The sequence below is a fragment of the Pseudomonas sp. CFBP13509 genome, from assembly GCF_005233485.1.
GTDB classification, from domain to species: Bacteria; Pseudomonadota; Gammaproteobacteria; order Pseudomonadales; family Pseudomonadaceae; genus Aquipseudomonas; species Aquipseudomonas marginalis.
The window spans coordinates 112,191-126,955 of the sequence record NZ_QGAA01000006.1 but is presented as its reverse complement, the minus strand read 5'-3'; the positions used below and the strand labels follow the sequence as shown (position 1 = coordinate 126,955).

At 62.0% G+C, this 14,765-nt stretch carries 17 protein-coding genes; 9 read left to right on the top strand and 8 right to left on the bottom strand.

Annotation, left to right across the window (positions count from 1 at the left end; genetic code table 11):
* Positions 1 to 10 precede the first annotated feature (10 nt).
* The 3 genes from ccoS to hemN all read left to right on the top strand — a co-directional run bounded on the left by ccoS (position 11) and on the right by hemN (position 2,390).
* A complete protein-coding gene (ccoS, locus tag PspCFBP13509_RS11970; protein WP_065924743.1) occupies positions 11 to 229 on the top strand; it encodes a cbb3-type cytochrome oxidase assembly protein CcoS in 219 nt (72 codons plus the stop codon).
* Positions 222 to 905: a sulfite exporter TauE/SafE family protein gene (locus PspCFBP13509_RS11965; RefSeq protein WP_065924744.1), complete on the top strand. Its 684-nt coding sequence runs from the start codon at positions 222 to 224 to the stop codon at positions 903 to 905. The genes ccoS and PspCFBP13509_RS11965 overlap by 8 nt, the downstream gene beginning before the upstream one ends.
* Positions 906 to 1,007: 102 nt before the next feature.
* On the top strand, positions 1,008 to 2,390 hold the full coding sequence (gene hemN / locus PspCFBP13509_RS11960; RefSeq protein ID WP_065946877.1) for an oxygen-independent coproporphyrinogen III oxidase: 1,383 nt from the start codon (positions 1,008 to 1,010) through the stop codon (positions 2,388 to 2,390).
* On the opposite strand, the gene PspCFBP13509_RS11955 is transcribed toward hemN, so the two are convergent.
* Positions 2,391 to 2,858: a hypothetical protein gene (locus PspCFBP13509_RS11955; protein ID WP_083221141.1), complete on the bottom strand. Its 468-nt coding sequence runs from the start codon at positions 2,856 to 2,858 to the stop codon at positions 2,391 to 2,393.
* A 151-nt stretch (positions 2,859 to 3,009) separates the two neighbouring features.
* Here PspCFBP13509_RS11955 and fnr point away from each other — a divergent pair, with 151 nt between their 5' ends.
* Positions 3,010 to 3,744, top strand: a complete 735-nt coding sequence (fnr, locus tag PspCFBP13509_RS11950; RefSeq protein WP_065924746.1) for a fumarate/nitrate reduction transcriptional regulator Fnr — start codon at positions 3,010 to 3,012, stop codon at positions 3,742 to 3,744.
* 79 nt (positions 3,745 to 3,823) lie between these two features.
* On the top strand, positions 3,824 to 4,372 hold the full coding sequence (locus PspCFBP13509_RS11945) for an adenine phosphoribosyltransferase (RefSeq protein ID WP_027603721.1): 549 nt from the start codon (positions 3,824 to 3,826) through the stop codon (positions 4,370 to 4,372).
* 78 nt (positions 4,373 to 4,450) lie between these two features.
* Here PspCFBP13509_RS11945 and recR read toward each other — a convergent pair whose 3' ends face one another.
* The 4 genes from recR to dnaX form a co-directional block, all read right to left on the bottom strand.
* Positions 4,451 to 5,053 carry a recombination mediator RecR gene (gene recR, locus PspCFBP13509_RS11940; protein WP_137212089.1) on the bottom strand — a complete coding sequence of 201 codons (603 nt, stop codon included), beginning with the start codon at positions 5,051 to 5,053 and terminating at the stop codon, positions 4,451 to 4,453.
* Positions 5,054 to 5,119: 66 nt separating this feature from the next.
* On the bottom strand, positions 5,120 to 6,154 hold the full coding sequence (locus PspCFBP13509_RS11935) for an NADP-dependent oxidoreductase (RefSeq protein WP_065924748.1): 1,035 nt from the start codon (positions 6,152 to 6,154) through the stop codon (positions 5,120 to 5,122).
* A gap of 136 nt (positions 6,155 to 6,290) precedes the next feature.
* Positions 6,291 to 6,629, bottom strand: coding sequence for a YbaB/EbfC family nucleoid-associated protein (locus PspCFBP13509_RS11930; RefSeq protein WP_003193199.1), 339 nt, complete (start codon positions 6,627 to 6,629; stop codon positions 6,291 to 6,293).
* 43 nt (positions 6,630 to 6,672) lie between these two features.
* Entirely contained in the window at positions 6,673 to 8,721 is a 2,049-nt protein-coding gene (gene dnaX, locus PspCFBP13509_RS11925; RefSeq protein ID WP_065924749.1) for a DNA polymerase III subunit gamma/tau, read from the bottom strand.
* A gap of 133 nt (positions 8,722 to 8,854) precedes the next feature.
* Here dnaX and PspCFBP13509_RS11920 point away from each other — a divergent pair, with 133 nt between their 5' ends.
* Complete coding sequence (locus PspCFBP13509_RS11920; protein ID WP_137212088.1) at positions 8,855 to 9,616, top strand: substrate-binding periplasmic protein; 762 nt, start codon at positions 8,855 to 8,857, stop codon at positions 9,614 to 9,616.
* 54 nt (positions 9,617 to 9,670) lie between these two features.
* Positions 9,671 to 10,042: a VOC family protein gene (locus tag PspCFBP13509_RS11915; RefSeq protein WP_065924751.1), complete on the top strand. Its 372-nt coding sequence runs from the start codon at positions 9,671 to 9,673 to the stop codon at positions 10,040 to 10,042.
* Here PspCFBP13509_RS11915 and PspCFBP13509_RS11910 read toward each other — a convergent pair.
* Positions 9,956 to 10,915, bottom strand: a complete 960-nt coding sequence (locus tag PspCFBP13509_RS11910; protein WP_065924752.1) for a DMT family transporter — start codon at positions 10,913 to 10,915, stop codon at positions 9,956 to 9,958. The two genes, PspCFBP13509_RS11915 and PspCFBP13509_RS11910, sit on opposite strands and share 87 nt — an antisense overlap.
* A 102-nt stretch (positions 10,916 to 11,017) precedes the next feature.
* Between PspCFBP13509_RS11910 and PspCFBP13509_RS11905 the strand changes: the two genes are divergently transcribed.
* A complete protein-coding gene (locus PspCFBP13509_RS11905) occupies positions 11,018 to 11,881 on the top strand; it encodes a LysR family transcriptional regulator (protein ID WP_065924753.1) in 864 nt (287 codons plus the stop codon).
* Between the two features lie 61 nt (positions 11,882 to 11,942).
* On the top strand, positions 11,943 to 12,845 hold the full coding sequence (locus tag PspCFBP13509_RS11900; protein WP_137212087.1) for a DUF2167 domain-containing protein: 903 nt from the start codon (positions 11,943 to 11,945) through the stop codon (positions 12,843 to 12,845).
* A 56-nt stretch (positions 12,846 to 12,901) separates the two neighbouring features.
* Here the strand turns inward: PspCFBP13509_RS11900 and PspCFBP13509_RS11895 are convergent, their stop codons facing one another.
* Positions 12,902 to 13,489 (bottom strand): hypothetical protein, encoded by a 588-nt coding sequence (locus PspCFBP13509_RS11895; protein WP_137212086.1) that lies wholly within the window; start codon positions 13,487 to 13,489, stop codon positions 12,902 to 12,904.
* A gap of 1 nt (position 13,490) precedes the next feature.
* Positions 13,491 to 14,537 (bottom strand): N-acetylmuramidase family protein, encoded by a 1,047-nt coding sequence (locus PspCFBP13509_RS11890; protein WP_065940659.1) that lies wholly within the window; start codon positions 14,535 to 14,537, stop codon positions 13,491 to 13,493.
* Between the last annotated feature and the right edge of the window lie 228 nt (positions 14,538 to 14,765).

Sequence of the window (14,765 nt, the reverse complement as noted above, 5' to 3'; positions counted from 1 at the left end):
TGGAGTGCAGATGCCAGCTCTATACGTGATGATTCCGGCGGCGCTGCTGTTAGTGGGCGTGGCCATCTACATCTTCTTCTGGGCGGTGGACAGCGGCCAGTACGACGACCTCGACGGCCCGGCCCACAGCGTGCTGTTCGACGACCAGGACCCGAACCACCTGGCGGCCGTCGACGAAGCCAACGGCCCCGAGCAACCGCCCGTGCCCAAAGCCCCACCCCATGCTTGAGCTGGCGCCGCTGCTGGTCTCTGCGCTGATCCTCGGCCTGCTGGGCGGCGGCCATTGCCTGGGCATGTGCGGCGGGCTGATGGGCGCGCTGACCCTGGCGATTCCCAAGGAACAGCGCAGCCGCCGGTTCCGCCTGCTGCTGGCGTACAACCTGGGGCGCATCCTCAGCTATGCCACCGCGGGGTTATTGATCGGCCTGGCCGGCTGGGCGGTGGCCAACAGCCCGGCGGCCCTGTTCATGCGTGTGCTCGCCGGGTTGCTGTTGATCTGCATGGGGCTGTACCTGGCCGGTTGGTGGAGCGGCCTCACCCGTATCGAAAGCCTCGGGCGCGGCCTGTGGCGCTGCATACAGCCCGTCGCCAACCGTTTGCTGCCGGTATCCAGCCTGCCCCGCGCGCTGCTGCTGGGCGCGCTGTGGGGCTGGTTGCCGTGCGGGCTGGTCTACAGCACCCTGCTGTGGGCCGCCAGCCAGGGTAATGCGCTGGACAGTGCGCTGCTGATGCTGGCTTTTGGCTTAGGCACATGGCCGGTACTGCTGGCGACCGGGTTGGCGGCCGAACGCGTGACCGCGTTATTGCGCAAGCGCAGCGTGCGGATGGCCGGTGGCCTGCTGGTGATTGTTTTCGGTATCTGGACCCTGCCAGGTCCGCACCAGCACTGGCTGATGGGCCATTAAAAGGCTATGTGGCATAGCGCCGCTCCCCGTTGATGCAAATCAAGATGCCCTACCGGCCACGCCCCTAGACTCGGCTCACTAGCCTATCCGGGGAATGCCCGCATGCTCGACGCCATTCGTTGGGACTCACATCTGATTCACCGCTACGACCTGGCGGGACCGCGCTACACGTCCTACCCCACCGCCGTACAATTCGACAGCCAGGTCGGCACCTTCGACCTGCTCCACGCCCTGCGCGAAAGCCGCAAGGCCACGCGACCGTTGTCGCTGTATGTGCATGTGCCGTTCTGCGCGAACATTTGCTACTACTGCGCGTGCAACAAGGTGATCACCAAGGACCGCGGCCGCGCCCAGGCCTACCTGCAACGCCTGGAGCAGGAGATTCAGTTGGTGGCCTGCCACCTCGACCCGAAACAGTCGGTTGAACAACTGCACTTCGGCGGCGGCACCCCGACCTTTCTCAGCCACGACGAACTGCGCCAGGTCATGGGCAGCCTGCGCCAGCACTTCAATCTGCTCGACGACGACTCCGGCGACTACAGCATCGAGATCGACCCGCGCGAAGCCGACTGGGCGACCATGGGCCTGCTGCGTGAACTGGGCTTCAACCGTGTGAGCATCGGCCTGCAAGACCTCGACCCGGACGTGCAGCGCGCGGTCAACCGCCTGCAAAGCCTGGAAGAAACCCGCGCGGTGATCGACGCCGCGCGCACCCTGCAGTTTCGCTCGATCAATATCGACCTGATCTACGGCCTGCCCAAGCAGACGCCGATCAACTTCGCGCGCACCGTGGAGGAAGTGATCAAGCTGCAGCCGGACCGCCTGTCGGTGTTCAACTACGCGCATCTGCCGGAACGCTTCATGCCCCAACGACGGATCAACAGCGAGGAACTGCCGTCGCCGGAATCCAAGCTGCTGATGCTGCAGACCACCATCGAGCAACTGACCCAGGCCGGCTACCGCTATATCGGCATGGACCACTTCGCCCTGCCGGACGACGAACTCGCCATTGCCCAGGAAGAAGGCACGCTGCAACGTAATTTCCAGGGCTACACCACCCACGGCCATTGCGACCTGATCGGCCTCGGCGTGTCAGCCATCAGCCAGATCGGCGACCTGTACTGCCAGAACAGCAGTGACCTGAACGGCTATCAGAACGCCCTGGCCAACGCCCAACTGGCCACCAGCCGTGGTTTGATCTGCACCACCGACGACCGCTTACGTCGGGAAGTGATCCAGCAGTTGATCTGCACGTTCAGCCTGGCCTTCGAGCAGATCGAACAGGCGTTCAACATCGATTTTCGCGGGTATTTCGACGAGGTCTGGCCGCAACTTGAGGCGATGGCGCAAGACGGCCTGATCGAACTGGATGCCCAAGGCATTCGCGTGCTGCCCGCCGGACGGCTGCTGGTGCGTTCGGTCTGCATGGTGTTCGATGCGTACCTGGAGCACCAGAACCGGCAGCGGTTTTCGCGGGTGATCTAGTTACATCGACAACGACGCGGCTTTGAGCGCGTCATCGGCGCTCATGGTCTTCATCGCTTTGGCCAGAGAGGTCTGGGCCGTCATCAAACCTGCCTGCAACGAACTGATCGCGCCTTGCACATTGGCGGTCTTGGCCCGGGCCTGCTCCGGGGTCAAGCTTTTGTCTGCCGCGATCGCCTGAAGCTCAGCCATTTTCTCGGCGATCTGCTGTTTCAGCTTGCGGATCATTTTCAGCACCTGCTTGACGTTATCGTCCAGGCCGCTGTCGTCGATATCGGCATTCGCGCTTTTGGGCGCCCCGGCCGCCTTGAACGCTGCGGCGGAAATAGTCACCGTCACCCCTTCAATCACCTTGGTTTCAGGCGCCGGCGCGGTCACGGGCAGCTTTTCCTCGGCCTCGGCAGCGGGCTTCAAGTCCTGCACGCTGGGTACACGGATGGCAGGGTTGTAAGCCGCGATAACAGACATGATCCGAGCTCCGAAGGGTAGAGGTGCAACTGTATCGGCATCGGTACAAAAAGCTTTATACCGTTGCTTGTTTTTTGTACAGGCTGGCTTCACTGCCCACCAGTGCGGTACCCTTACGTATTATGTGTGTTTTCCCACAAGGATTTAAGAAATGTCCGAGCCAGTCAAACTGCGCGCTCACAGCCAGGCTCACTGCAAGGATTGCAGCCTGGCTCCCCTCTGCCTGCCACTTTCGCTGAATCTGGAAGACATGGAAGCGTTGGACGAAATCGTTAAACGCGGTCGCCCGCTGAAGAAAGGCGAGTTTCTGTTTCGCCAGGGGGACAAGTTCGATTCCGTCTATGCAGTACGTTCGGGCGCGCTGAAGACCTTCAGCCTGAGCGACAGCGGCGAAGAGCAGATCACCGGTTTCCACCTGCCCAGCGAGCTGGTCGGGTTATCGGGCATGGACACCGAGATTCACCCGGTGTCGGCCCAGGCCCTGGAAACCACGTCGGTGTGCGAAATCCCCTTCGAGCGCCTGGACGAACTGGCCCTGCAATTGCCACAACTGCGCCGTCAGTTGATGCGCGTGATGAGCCGCGAGATTCGTGACGACCAGCAGATGATGCTGCTGTTGTCGAAGAAAACCGCCGACGAGCGCATCGCCACCTTCCTGGTCAACCTGTCGGCGCGGTTCCGTGCCCGTGGTTTCTCGGCCAACCAGTTCCGCCTGAGCATGTCGCGCAACGAAATCGGCAATTACCTGGGCCTGGCAGTGGAAACCGTATCCCGTGTGTTTACCCGCTTCCAGCAGAGCGAACTGCTGGCCGCCGAAGGCAAGGAAGTGCACATCCTCGACCCGATCCAGCTGTGCGCACTCGCCGGTGGTTCCTTGGAAGGCTGATGCAGACGCTTGCGGCCGCGCCAATCGGTGAGGCCGCAGGTATACTTCGAGTCCGTTTTCCGCCCAGGACTCTTCGACGATGACTTTCGATTCGTTCGACATCAAATCCCTGATCCGCCCCGTCATCGACTTCCCCAAGCCTGGGGTGATCTTTCGTGACATCACCCCGCTGTTCCAATCGCCCAAGGCCCTGCGCCTGGTGGCAGACACCTTTGCCCATCGCTATGTCGAGGCCGATTTCAGCCATATCGGCGCGATGGATGCGCGCGGCTTCCTGATCGGCTCGATCATCGCCTACCAACTGAACAAGCCGCTGATCCTGTTCCGCAAGCAGGGCAAGCTGCCGGCTGACGTGCTGTCCGAGGGTTACCAGACCGAATACGGCGAGGCCTTCCTCGAAGTGCATGCCGACAGCCTGTGCGAAGGTGATTCGGTGCTGATGTTCGATGACCTGATCGCCACGGGCGGTACCTTGATCGCGGCGGCCAACCTGGTGCGACGCATGGGGGCGAAGATCTTTGAAGCGGCGGCGATCATTGACCTGCCGGAACTCGGCGGCTCGCAACGCCTGGAAGACATGGGCATCCCGACGTTTTGCCTGACCCGCTTTGCCCTCACCGAGCGGTAACGGTTGCGCGGACTGACGCTATCAGGGGCAAGTGGATTCGCCGCACTGCCCCTCCCACATTTGATCCTGCGCTGATCGTTAGAGCGCGATCGGTTTACGACCGGCGAACGAATGCGCCAACGTGCCGCCGTCCACCAACTCCAACTCGCCCCCCAGCGGCACGCCATGGGCGATTCGCGAAGTGACCAGGCCTTTGTTGCTCAGCAGTTGGGCGATGTAATGCGCGGTGGCTTCACCTTCCACGGTCGGGTTGGTGGCCAGGATCACCTCGGTAAAGGTGCCCTGCGCCTCGATACGCGCCACCAACTGCGGAATGCCGATGGCCTCCGGCCCCAGCCCATCGAGCGGCGAGAGGTGGCCCTTGAGCACGAAGTAGCGCCCGCGATAACCCGTCTGCTCCACCGCGTACACATCCATCGGCCCTTCCACCACGCACAGCAGCGTGTCGTCGCGGCGCGGGTCGGCGCATTGCGGGCAGAGTTCTTCTTCGGTGAGGGTCCGACACTGGCGGCAGTGACCCACCCCGATCATGGCCTGGCTCAAGGCCTGGGCCAGCCGGGTACCGCCGCTGCGATCACGCTCCAGCAGTTGCAGCGCCATGCGTTGGGCGGTTTTCTGACCGACACCCGGCAACGTGCGCAGGGCGTCGATCAGTTGGCGAATCAGGGGGCTGAAGCTCATGGGCGAGTGGTCCGACAAAACAACGAGACGCGGTTTATACCCGCGCCTCGGATTAGCGTCAAATGCTCAATCCTGCGCGACCCGTACCACCAACTTGCCGAAGTTGCGCCCTTCCAGCAAACCGATAAAGGCTTCGGGCGCCTGCTCCAGGCCCTCGACCACGTCTTCGCGGAACTTGATCTTGCCGTCGCGTACCCACGGCGCCATGGCGCTGAGGAACTCCGGCTGGCGATCACCGTAGTCGTCAAACACGATAAAGCCCTGGATCCGTACACGCTTGGTCAACAACGTGCGTTGCAGCGCCGGCAAGCGGTCAGGCCCGCTGGGCGCTTCATGGGCGTTATAGCCGGCGATCAGCCCGCACAGGGGGATGCGCGCCTTGGGGTTGAGCAACGGCAGCACGGCGTCGAACACCTTGCCACCGACGTTTTCGAAATAAATGTCCACGCCCTTGAAGCAGGCCTGGGCCAAGTCGTCGGCAAACGTTGCGCTTTTGTGGTCGATGCAGGCATCAAAACCCAATTCGTCCACCACGTAGCGGCACTTCTCGGCACCGCCCGCAATCCCGACCACACGCAGGCCCTTGAGCTTGGCCACCTGGCCGACCACCGAACCCACCGCGCCGGAGGCAGCCGCCACCACCAGGGTTTCTCCGGCTTTCGGCTGGCCGATGTCCATCAGGCCCATGTAGGCGGTCATGCCCGGCATGCCCAGTACCCCCAGGGCCATGGACGGGCTGGCCAGGCCATTGGGCACCGGGATCAGGTTGCGGCCGTCGGAAATGCTGTGGCTCTGCCAACCGGTGGCGCCGACGACCAGATCACCCACCTCGAATTTCGGATTACGCGATTGCTCTACACGGCTGACAGCCCCGCCGGTCATCACCTCGTCGATTTCCACCGGCGCGGCGTAGGACGGTGCGTCGCTCATGCGCCCGCGCATATAAGGGTCGAGGGAGAGGTAGAGCGTCTTCAGCAGGACCTGGCCGTCTGCCAATTCCGGCAAGGTCACCCGTTCCAGGCGGAAGTTTTCCGGCGTGGGTGCGCCTTGAGGGCGTGAGACCAGGACAATGCGCTGGTTCAAAGTCGGTTCGTGAGGCATGAAGGGCTCCTTGATCGAATCTATCGGTATAGGGTGCAGACCATGGGTGCCGCGCCAGGGTTCGATTGGATTGGCGCACACAAACAAAAATGCCAGGCACGAGGCCTGGCATTGGAGTCTAGCTAAAGCCTGGCGATCAGAACGGCAGCTTCATGCCCGGTGGCAGTTGCATGCCGGCGGTCACGCCGGACATTTTGTCCTGGCTGTTGGCTTCGATCTTGCGCACGGCGTCGTTGACGGCCGCGGCGAACAGCGCCTCGAGCATTTCCAGGTCATCTTCGCCCACGCCTGGCAATACGCTTGGGTCGATGCTCACGCGCTTGATGTCGTGACGACCGGTCATCACCACACTGACCATATCGCCACCGGCTTTACCGGTGACTTCGGCGTTGGCCAGCTCTTCCTGCATCTTGGCCATCTTTTCCTGCATCTGCTGCGCCTGCTTCATCAGGCCGGCCATGCCACCTTTCATCATGGGAATCACCTCAAAAGTACGTGGATCAATGAATAGCCCGGTGTCAGGACGCCTGGGGCACCGGGGCTTCGACAGGTTCAATTGTATCTTGGCGAACGACCGCCCCGAACTGCTGCATCATTTGCTGGATGAGCGGATCGCCGTGGATCGAGTCCTCAGCCTCGCGCTGGCGGTTGATACGCCGGCGGGTGGCAGCCTGGGCCGGGGTTTCCTGCTCGGGCTTGATCAACTCGATAGCGATGGTCAGCGTGCGCCCATGGTACTGGTTCAGGGCGTCGTTGAGGCGCCGCTGCTGGGTCGCGTTGAACAGCGCACTGTGGGCCGGGTCCAGGTGCAACAGCCAGTGGTCGCCATCGATGGCGATCAGGGTGCAGTTGGCGGCGATGCTGCCGGTCATGCCGGAAATCGGCAGTTTCGGGAACAGCTCCAGCCATTGCAGGGCCAGGCCGGTGGCTGGTGCCGCAGCGGGCTCCACCTCGGGTTCCGGGGCAGGCTCGGCGGTGTGCTCGCTGGCCAGGTCGTCCAGGTAGCTGTAGGCCGAATCCATGTCCGGCTCGATGTAGTCTTCGTCCAGCGGCGGTTCGTCGTCGAGGTCGATGCCCGGGGTTGCGGCTTCGACCTGGGCCACAGTCGGCTCGGGAACCGGGGCCGTCACCCACTCGGGGGCGGCCGGTACCACGCTGTCCGGCGTCGGCGCAGGCATCGGCGTCAGCTCAGGCTGCTCACCGACGGTTTCCAGGACGGGCTCGACATAGGGCTGCTGTTCAACCTCGACCTCAGCGTCTACCGGGTCATTCCAGGGCAGGTCGACGACAGGCTCGGGCTCGACAACCGGTTCCGGCTCAACCACCGCTGCCGCCACCACCGCTGCCGGCTCAGGCGCCGGTGCAACAGGGGCAGCAACCACTGGCGCGACCACCGCCGCGCCAGCCACTGGTTTGGCGGAATCAACTGTGGCCTGGCTGATCCCCACTGGCTTTAGCGGCTGTCTCGGTGCGTCCGCCGAATCCGCCGGCCGGAAGGCCAGCATCCGCAGCAGGACCATCTCGAAGCCTCCGCGTGGGTCGGGCGCCAAAGGCAAGTCGCGACGACCGATCAGGCCCATCTGGTAGTAGAACTGCACGTCTTCGGCCGGCAACGCCTGGGCCAGGGCCAACACGCGGTCACGGTCGCCATGGCCGTTGTCGACACCTTCCGGCAACGCCTGGGCGATGGCGACGCGGTGCAGCACATTGAGGATTTCCGAGAGCACGCCGTTCCAGTCCGGGCCTTGCTCCGACAGGTGGCGCACGGCTTCGAGCAACGCCTTGGCATCGCCCTCGATCAGCGCATGCAGCACGTCGAACACCTGGCCGTGGTCCAGGGTGCCGAGCATGGCGCGCACATCGGCAGCCATGACCTTGCCTTCACCAAAGGCAATGGCCTGGTCGGTGAGGCTCATGGCATCGCGCATCGAGCCATCGGCGGCGCGGCCCAGCAGCCACAGTGCGTCGTCTTCGAACGGTACGTTCTCGACGCCCAGCACGTGGGTCAAATGCTCCACCACGCGCTCGGGGGTCATGTTCTTCAGGGAGAACTGCAGGCACCGCGACAAGATCGTTGCAGGCAGTTTCTGCGGGTCGGTGGTGGCCAGGATGAATTTGACGTAGGGCGGCGGCTCTTCCAGGGTTTTCAACAAGGCGTTGAAGGAATGGCTGGAAAGCATGTGCACTTCGTCGATCAGGTAGACCTTGAAGCGGCCACGGCTGGGCGCGTACTGCACATTGTCGAGCAGCTCGCGGGTGTCTTCGACCTTGGTGCGGCTCGCGGCGTCGATCTCGATCAGGTCGACGAAACGCCCTTCGTCGATCTCGCGGCACACCGAGCAGGTGCCGCAGGGCGTCGAGGTGATACCGGTTTCACAGTTCAGGCATTTGGCGATGATGCGCGCAATGGTGGTCTTGCCCACTCCCCGGGTACCGGTGAACAGGTAGGCGTGGTGCAGCCGCTGGCTGTCCAAGGCATTGATCAGAGCCTTGAGCACATGGGTCTGGCCGACCATTTCGCGGAACGAGCGCGGACGCCATTTACGTGCAAGAACCTGATAACTCATCGAAAACCGTCGCAACTGGGAAGCGGAAGCGGGTAATGCTAGCGGAGCAAGGGGGAAATTGCATCCGGCACGCTCGCCTAATCTGACTAAGCTCTGCTGACTGGCCCCGAAAAGGCCTGAACCCGGAGAGTGTATGCGCGTAGTCCTGGGCGCTTTATGGATGATGACCACGGCTTGCCTGGCGGCGCCTGCACCGCTGCGTTTCTCGGTTTCCGACAGTTGGGCGATGCCCATGGTGCAGGTCGAGAACGGCCGGCCTACACAGGGGATTTTGTATGATTTGATGTTGAGCCTGGCCACCCAGGTCGGCCAGCCGGCGGAATTCCACGTGCTGGCCCGCGCCCGTATCGCCACAGCCATGGGCCACGGGGATATTGATGTGCGCTGTTATGTCACCCACGCGTGGGTCGACAACCTGTCCGGCGACTACATCTGGAGCTTGCCTTTAATGGTGCAGCGCAATGTGCTGGTCAGTGTGCGCAACCAGCCGGTGCAGGTGCTCAAGCTGACACCCCAGCCGATCGGCACGGTGCTCAACTATCGCTATGGCGCCCTCGACCCACTGTTTGCCAGCGGCCAACTCACCCGCGACGACGCCCGCAGCGAAGAACAGGTGCTGCACAAGCTGGTGGCGGGGCGATTCAACTACGCGGTGAGCAATGAATGGATCGTCGACCGTTTCAACCAGAAAATGCCGATCAGCCAGCGCTTGCACAAAGTTGCGCTGATTGAGGAGCAAAACCTCGGCTGCATCGTGCGCAACGATCCCGCCGTACCGGCCCAAAAGATCCTGCGCACCTTGCTGCGGATGAAAATGTCCGGCGAAATCGACGACATCATCAAGCTATACACTGGCGAAGACCCGGTCCCCCTGCACGCTCCTGACAAAAACTGACAGGCACTCCTTATAGACTCGGCGCCACACCACGCCTGTTCTCAAGGAGCCCACATGAACACCCTCGCCCATTACTTCCTGCTGTACGTCGACAGCCCGGCCACCAGTGCCAATTTCTATAGCCGCCTGCTGGGCAAGCCGCCGGTCGAATTGAACCCGACCTTTGCCCTGTTCATTCTGGACAACGGCGTAAAGCTCGGGCTGTGGTCGCGTCATACTGTCGAGCCGGCAGCCCGGTTCACAGGCGGTGGCGGTGAAGTGGGCTTCTCGCTGCCCGACACGGCCGCCGTGGACGCGTTGCACGACCAATGGGCAGAACAGGGCGCCATCATTGTCCAGTCACCGACGCCCATGGACTTCGGCTACACCTTCGTCGCCCAGGACCTCGACGGCCACCGCTTGCGCGCGTTTTGCCTGAACGACTGACCGACAGCGCCCCTCCAGGCTGATGGCCGCCACACTGGCCAGCACGATCACAGCGCCCAGCATCACCTGCACGGCAATGTGTTCGCCCAGCAACGTCGCGGCCATCACCATTGCCACCGGCGGGATCAGGTACATCGCCACCGACGCGCGGCTGACCTCCACATGCTTCAACACATACCCCCAGGCCAGATACGCCAAGGCGCTGGGGAAAATGCCGAGCACCAGCACCGCCACATTCTCCGCCAACGGCGCCTGCACCACTGCAGCCGGCAGGCCCGGCAGGTTCACACACAGCATCAGAGTGCCCGCCCACACCATGTAGCACGCCATGGTCAGCGGACTGTAGCGGTGGGCATAGTGCTTCTGCAGGGCGAAGTACACGCTCCACGACACCGCCGCCAGCAGGATCAACAAGCCACGCGGGTCGATCTCACCCAGCCCCTGATCCCCCCAGATAACCACCAGCACGCCGAGCAGCCCCAGCAAGACGCAGCCCCAGCGCCAGGCACTGACTCGCTCCTTCAGGCACAAAAACGCGATCAGCACACTGAACAACGGCGCCGACTGCGCCAGGACGCTGGACGCCGCTGCCGTTACCCATTGCTGCCCATAGTTGAGGCTGGTGTGATGCAGGAACACGCCGAAGAACCCCAGCACCAGCAACCACGGAACATCCCGCAGGCGCGGCCGGCCGATGCCCATCACCAGTGCCACACCGCCCATGAACAGCGAGGCAATCAAAAACCTTAACAACGCCAATTGGCCGGGACTGTAGCTGTGCAGCCCGATGTGCACGCCAATCGGCGAATAGGCCCAACACAGGATGACGCTGGCGATGACTAGCGTAAGCTTTACAGGTGAAGGGGTATTCATCGACGGCGTCCAGAAACCGGGAAGGAGGGCCGTCAGTCTTGGCCCGGGCAAGGCGCACGACAATTAACCGTTTCTGACTTCTGCAATCACTGGAACTGAGCAATGGAACTGGCCCAATTGAAAATGGTGCGAGCCGTGGCACAAACCGGCAGCGTGGCCCAGGCGGCCGTGCTGCTGCATTGCGTGCCGTCCAACATCACCACGCGCATCAAGCAGCTGGAAGGCGAGTTGGGCACACCGCTATTCATCCGGGCCGGGCGTGGACTGGCCATCAGTGCCGCCGGTGAGATTTTCCTGGATTACTGCGAGCGCATCCTGGCGCTGGTGGATGAGTCCAAACGCGCCGTGGGCGCCAATGCCATTCCCCGCGGCACCTTGCGTATCGGCGCGGTGGAGTCCAGCGCCAGCGGGCGTTTGCCGCCCCTGCTGGCGGAGTATCACCGGCGCTACCCCGATGTCAGCCTGGAACTGGTGACCGGCGCCTGGGGCCCGTTGCTCGACGACCTGCAACACCACCGCCTGGATGTGGCGCTGGTGGCCGCCGGCAACAAACGCACCAAGCTCGAACACAGCGTGGTCTACAGCGAGCGCCTGGTGCTGATCGCCAGCGCGTCCAGCGCCCCCATCAGTGGCGCCGAGGACCTCGCCGGCCGCACCCTGCTGGTATGGCCACCCGGTTGCCCGTATCGCGCCGCCCTGGAAAACTGGGTCAAGCCCCATGACTTCAAGCCGATCATCGCCAGTTATGCCAGCTGGGGCACGATCATCGGCTGCGTCAGCGCGGGGATTGGCGTAGCGTTGGCGCCAGAGGGCATCCTGGCCCGCTATGAGCAGGCCAACCAGCTGGCGTCCTATCGATTTGAAGAGCTGGCGGCCGTGGATAACCTGTTGTTCTGGCACAAGGACACCCAGCGGCATCTGGCCCGGGATGCGTTTGCCGAGCTGTTACGGGAGACTTTTGGCTAACTCGCAACATGTTGTTTCGGTTATCCTCCAGCGAAATTAATTCAAAATGTAAGGGACTACCATGAATTACTTCCGCCTGTTGTTGGCGGCGGCTGCTCTGAGCCTGCCTGCCGCACCTGCCGTTGCTGCTGCCTCGCCTGCCCCCGTTGAAGCCAGTGCCCCCGCCGAAACAGCCGAGCACTTTCTGGCGTCACTCAAGCAAAAGACCGGCACGGTCACCCTGCCCAGCGGCATTGCCACCCTCAAGCTCAACGACGAGTTCTACTACCTCGACCCCGCCGATACCGAGCGCTTGCTGACCGATGGCTGGGGCAACCCGCCGGGCTTCAAGACCCTGGGCATGATCGTGCCCAAAGCCGTCAGCCCATTGTCGGAACGCGGCTGGGGCGTGATCGTCAGCTACAAGGCAGATGGGCACATCTCCGACGAAGATGCGGCAAAAATCGACTACGCCGATCTGCTCAAGCAAATGCAGGAAGAAGACGAAGCAGAGAACAAGGAGCGCCAGAAACAAGGCTACGCCGGCCTGCACCTGCTGGGCTGGGCCGAGCCACCGCGCTACGACGACACCACCCACAAGATGTATTGGGCCCGCGAACTGAAGGCTGACGACGCCGACCAGAACACCCTCAACTACAGCATCCGCGTGTTGGGCCGTGAAGGCGTACTGGAACTCAACGCTGTGGCCGCCATGGCCGACCTGGCCACCATCCAGCAGGAATTGCCTAAGGTGCTGGCCTTTACCAACTTCACCGACGGCAACCTCTATACCGACTTCAACCCGAAAACCGACAAGCTTGCCACTTACGGCCTCGCCGCGTTGGTTGCCGGTGGGATCGCCGCCAAGGCCGGGCTATTTGCCAAGATCGGTATCTTCCTGCTGGCTGCGAAGAAGTTCCTGGTGATCGGCGTAGTGGCGCTGCTCGCAGTGATTCGCAAGCTGTTCAACCGCAACAAGGCCTGAACCCCAGGCACAAAAACGCCGCAGCGTGCCCGGCACACTGCGGCGATTGGGATGACTCAGTTGGGCGCGACCAGTCGACTGTATTGATCCTGGCTGATCCAGCCGCTGAACGAGCGGTCGTCGGCATTGATGAACTCGACCTGGGCCCAGCCGTCCTTGAAGGCCAGAACACCGACCACATCGCGCTTGACGATATACGGACGCTTGGCGGCCTTGGCGCCTGGGGTTTTCAGCAGGTAAGCCTTGTCGGCGGATACCGTCACCAGGCCGATCCATTGTTTGCTGGCGGTCTGGGTCAGGTCCAGGCCGGTGGCAATCTCCGGCATCAGCACATTCAGGCAGCCGGGGTGCTGGCGGCCCTCTTCCACCGTGAGGGTCACGCCATCGGACGAAGGCGCCAGGCTGCCGGGGTGCGCCTCGTCAAGCCAAGTGGTGAGCGCCTCAGGCTTGCCTTGCAGGTAAAACGCGCAACGGCGGGTGACGCCCTCGCCCATGGCTTCCGAATAGAACCCTTCGACCTGATGCTCCGGCGTCACCGCCAGCATCAGCCCTTCGTACTTGCCCGAATGCAACGCGGCCGGACCGGCCAAGGCAGGGCCCACGGCGCACAACGACAACACACCTATCGCTAGAAAACGGATCATCCTATTTTTTCCCTTCAAGTTTTTCGTAGGCTTTTTGCATAAGGACGTCGTAGTTGCCGTAGTCCTCGCCGTTATAGTTACGTGCCATGCCGGTAAAATCCTTGGCTTTCATGGCCTTCATCAATGCCGGGCTCTTGCTGCAAAAACCGAGGAAGGCTTTTAGTTGGTTGCCGGCATTTACCTTTAATGCTGCGGCGAACTCAAACACCGTCTTGTAACCGCACGACGCGTAGTTGAAGCCCATGATCTGAAACATGCCCCACGACGCCGACATGAGTGCCGCTTCCTGATCCAGGGCAAACGCGGTGGCCATGGTTTCCCAAGCCTTGATCTGGTCCTTGTTATTGGCCTGCCACTGCGGCCCGGCCTTTTTCTTGTAGGGGTAGGACAGCAGCGGGTGCGCCTGGTCGTAGATGTGCTTGGTGTACTTGCGAAACAAGTGCCCTTCAAACGCGATCACCGGCAACTTGGCCGGCCCGAACCCGGAACGCCCACCTGATTCCACAGTGGCGAAGGCCTTGATGATATTCACCGAAATACCGCTGCCCAACTGCGTGGCGGCATTCTGAAAGTCCGTTTCGCTGAGGGTCATACCCCCGTCGCACGTGGCCTGGAGCATCAACTGCCGGTTACGTCGCTCGGCCTCGATCATCGCGCGCATGCGGTCCAGGTACACATTGACCGTGGCCTGCACCGCATCGCCCTGATTGTTGCCGAATGCATTGAGAAAACTCGGGATGCGCATCGTCGGGAAGGCCTTCACCGGTACCTTCACCGCTTCTTCGATCAGGCTATTGAACGTGCGACCGGTGGGGTCGACCACGCCATCGGGATGGGCATACTTGAGGTGGCGAAACTGGTATTGGCTGATGCACTGTACCAACTGGCCATCGCACTTGCCGTTTTCGGCCAGCGGGAAACCCATCTTGGGAATGATCAGATTGAATAAATACTGGATGCACTGCACATCGGCGGGTAAGTTGCGGGCTTTACCCGGCGCACCTACCGAGGCACTGATAAGACGGGGTAACCCTTGCAGGCTTTTCATCACAGACATCCTTGTTAGTTAAAGAAGTGATAGCACTTCAATATCAAGTCAGCGCCCTCGTCATACTCTGTAACAAGTGGCCGGCGGAAACTAACAAGGCGGTTTGGGGTTGTCCAGAGGGGTGTTGGAAAGTTGTGAAACAACCATCATCGACCGCGCAATAAAACATCGGCAGTTGACTGAAAACAGGTCATTTGAATTTGAATCGAAGGAGGACTGCAAGGAAGA

What these genes read in the sequence shown, in the direction of transcription:
- PspCFBP13509_RS11920 (WP_137212088.1), top strand. Translation starts at nt 8,855, where the DNA reads ATGCGCGTAGTCCTGGGCGCTTTATGGATGATGACCACGGCTTGCCTG.
- PspCFBP13509_RS11945 (WP_027603721.1), top strand. Translation starts at nt 3,824, where the DNA reads ATGACTTTCGATTCGTTCGACATCAAATCCCTGATCCGCCCCGTCATC.
- PspCFBP13509_RS11930 (WP_003193199.1), bottom strand. Translation starts at nt 6,629, where the DNA reads ATGATGAAAGGTGGCATGGCCGGCCTGATGAAGCAGGCGCAGCAGATG.
- dnaX (WP_065924749.1), bottom strand. Translation starts at nt 8,721, where the DNA reads ATGAGTTATCAGGTTCTTGCACGTAAATGGCGTCCGCGCTCGTTCCGC.
- PspCFBP13509_RS11895 (WP_137212086.1), bottom strand. Translation starts at nt 13,489, where the DNA reads ATGATCCGTTTTCTAGCGATAGGTGTGTTGTCGTTGTGCGCCGTGGGC.
- PspCFBP13509_RS11910 (WP_065924752.1), bottom strand. Translation starts at nt 10,915, where the DNA reads ATGAATACCCCTTCACCTGTAAAGCTTACGCTAGTCATCGCCAGCGTC.
- hemN (WP_065946877.1), top strand. Translation starts at nt 1,008, where the DNA reads ATGCTCGACGCCATTCGTTGGGACTCACATCTGATTCACCGCTACGAC.
- PspCFBP13509_RS11965 (WP_065924744.1), top strand. Translation starts at nt 222, where the DNA reads ATGCTTGAGCTGGCGCCGCTGCTGGTCTCTGCGCTGATCCTCGGCCTG.
- ccoS (WP_065924743.1), top strand. Translation starts at nt 11, where the DNA reads ATGCCAGCTCTATACGTGATGATTCCGGCGGCGCTGCTGTTAGTGGGC.
- PspCFBP13509_RS11890 (WP_065940659.1), bottom strand. Translation starts at nt 14,537, where the DNA reads ATGAAAAGCCTGCAAGGGTTACCCCGTCTTATCAGTGCCTCGGTAGGT.
- PspCFBP13509_RS11905 (WP_065924753.1), top strand. Translation starts at nt 11,018, where the DNA reads ATGGAACTGGCCCAATTGAAAATGGTGCGAGCCGTGGCACAAACCGGC.
- PspCFBP13509_RS11915 (WP_065924751.1), top strand. Translation starts at nt 9,671, where the DNA reads ATGAACACCCTCGCCCATTACTTCCTGCTGTACGTCGACAGCCCGGCC.
- PspCFBP13509_RS11955 (WP_083221141.1), bottom strand. Translation starts at nt 2,858, where the DNA reads ATGTCTGTTATCGCGGCTTACAACCCTGCCATCCGTGTACCCAGCGTG.
- fnr (WP_065924746.1), top strand. Translation starts at nt 3,010, where the DNA reads ATGTCCGAGCCAGTCAAACTGCGCGCTCACAGCCAGGCTCACTGCAAG.
- PspCFBP13509_RS11900 (WP_137212087.1), top strand. Translation starts at nt 11,943, where the DNA reads ATGAATTACTTCCGCCTGTTGTTGGCGGCGGCTGCTCTGAGCCTGCCT.
- recR (WP_137212089.1), bottom strand. Translation starts at nt 5,053, where the DNA reads ATGAGCTTCAGCCCCCTGATTCGCCAACTGATCGACGCCCTGCGCACG.
- PspCFBP13509_RS11935 (WP_065924748.1), bottom strand. Translation starts at nt 6,154, where the DNA reads ATGCCTCACGAACCGACTTTGAACCAGCGCATTGTCCTGGTCTCACGC.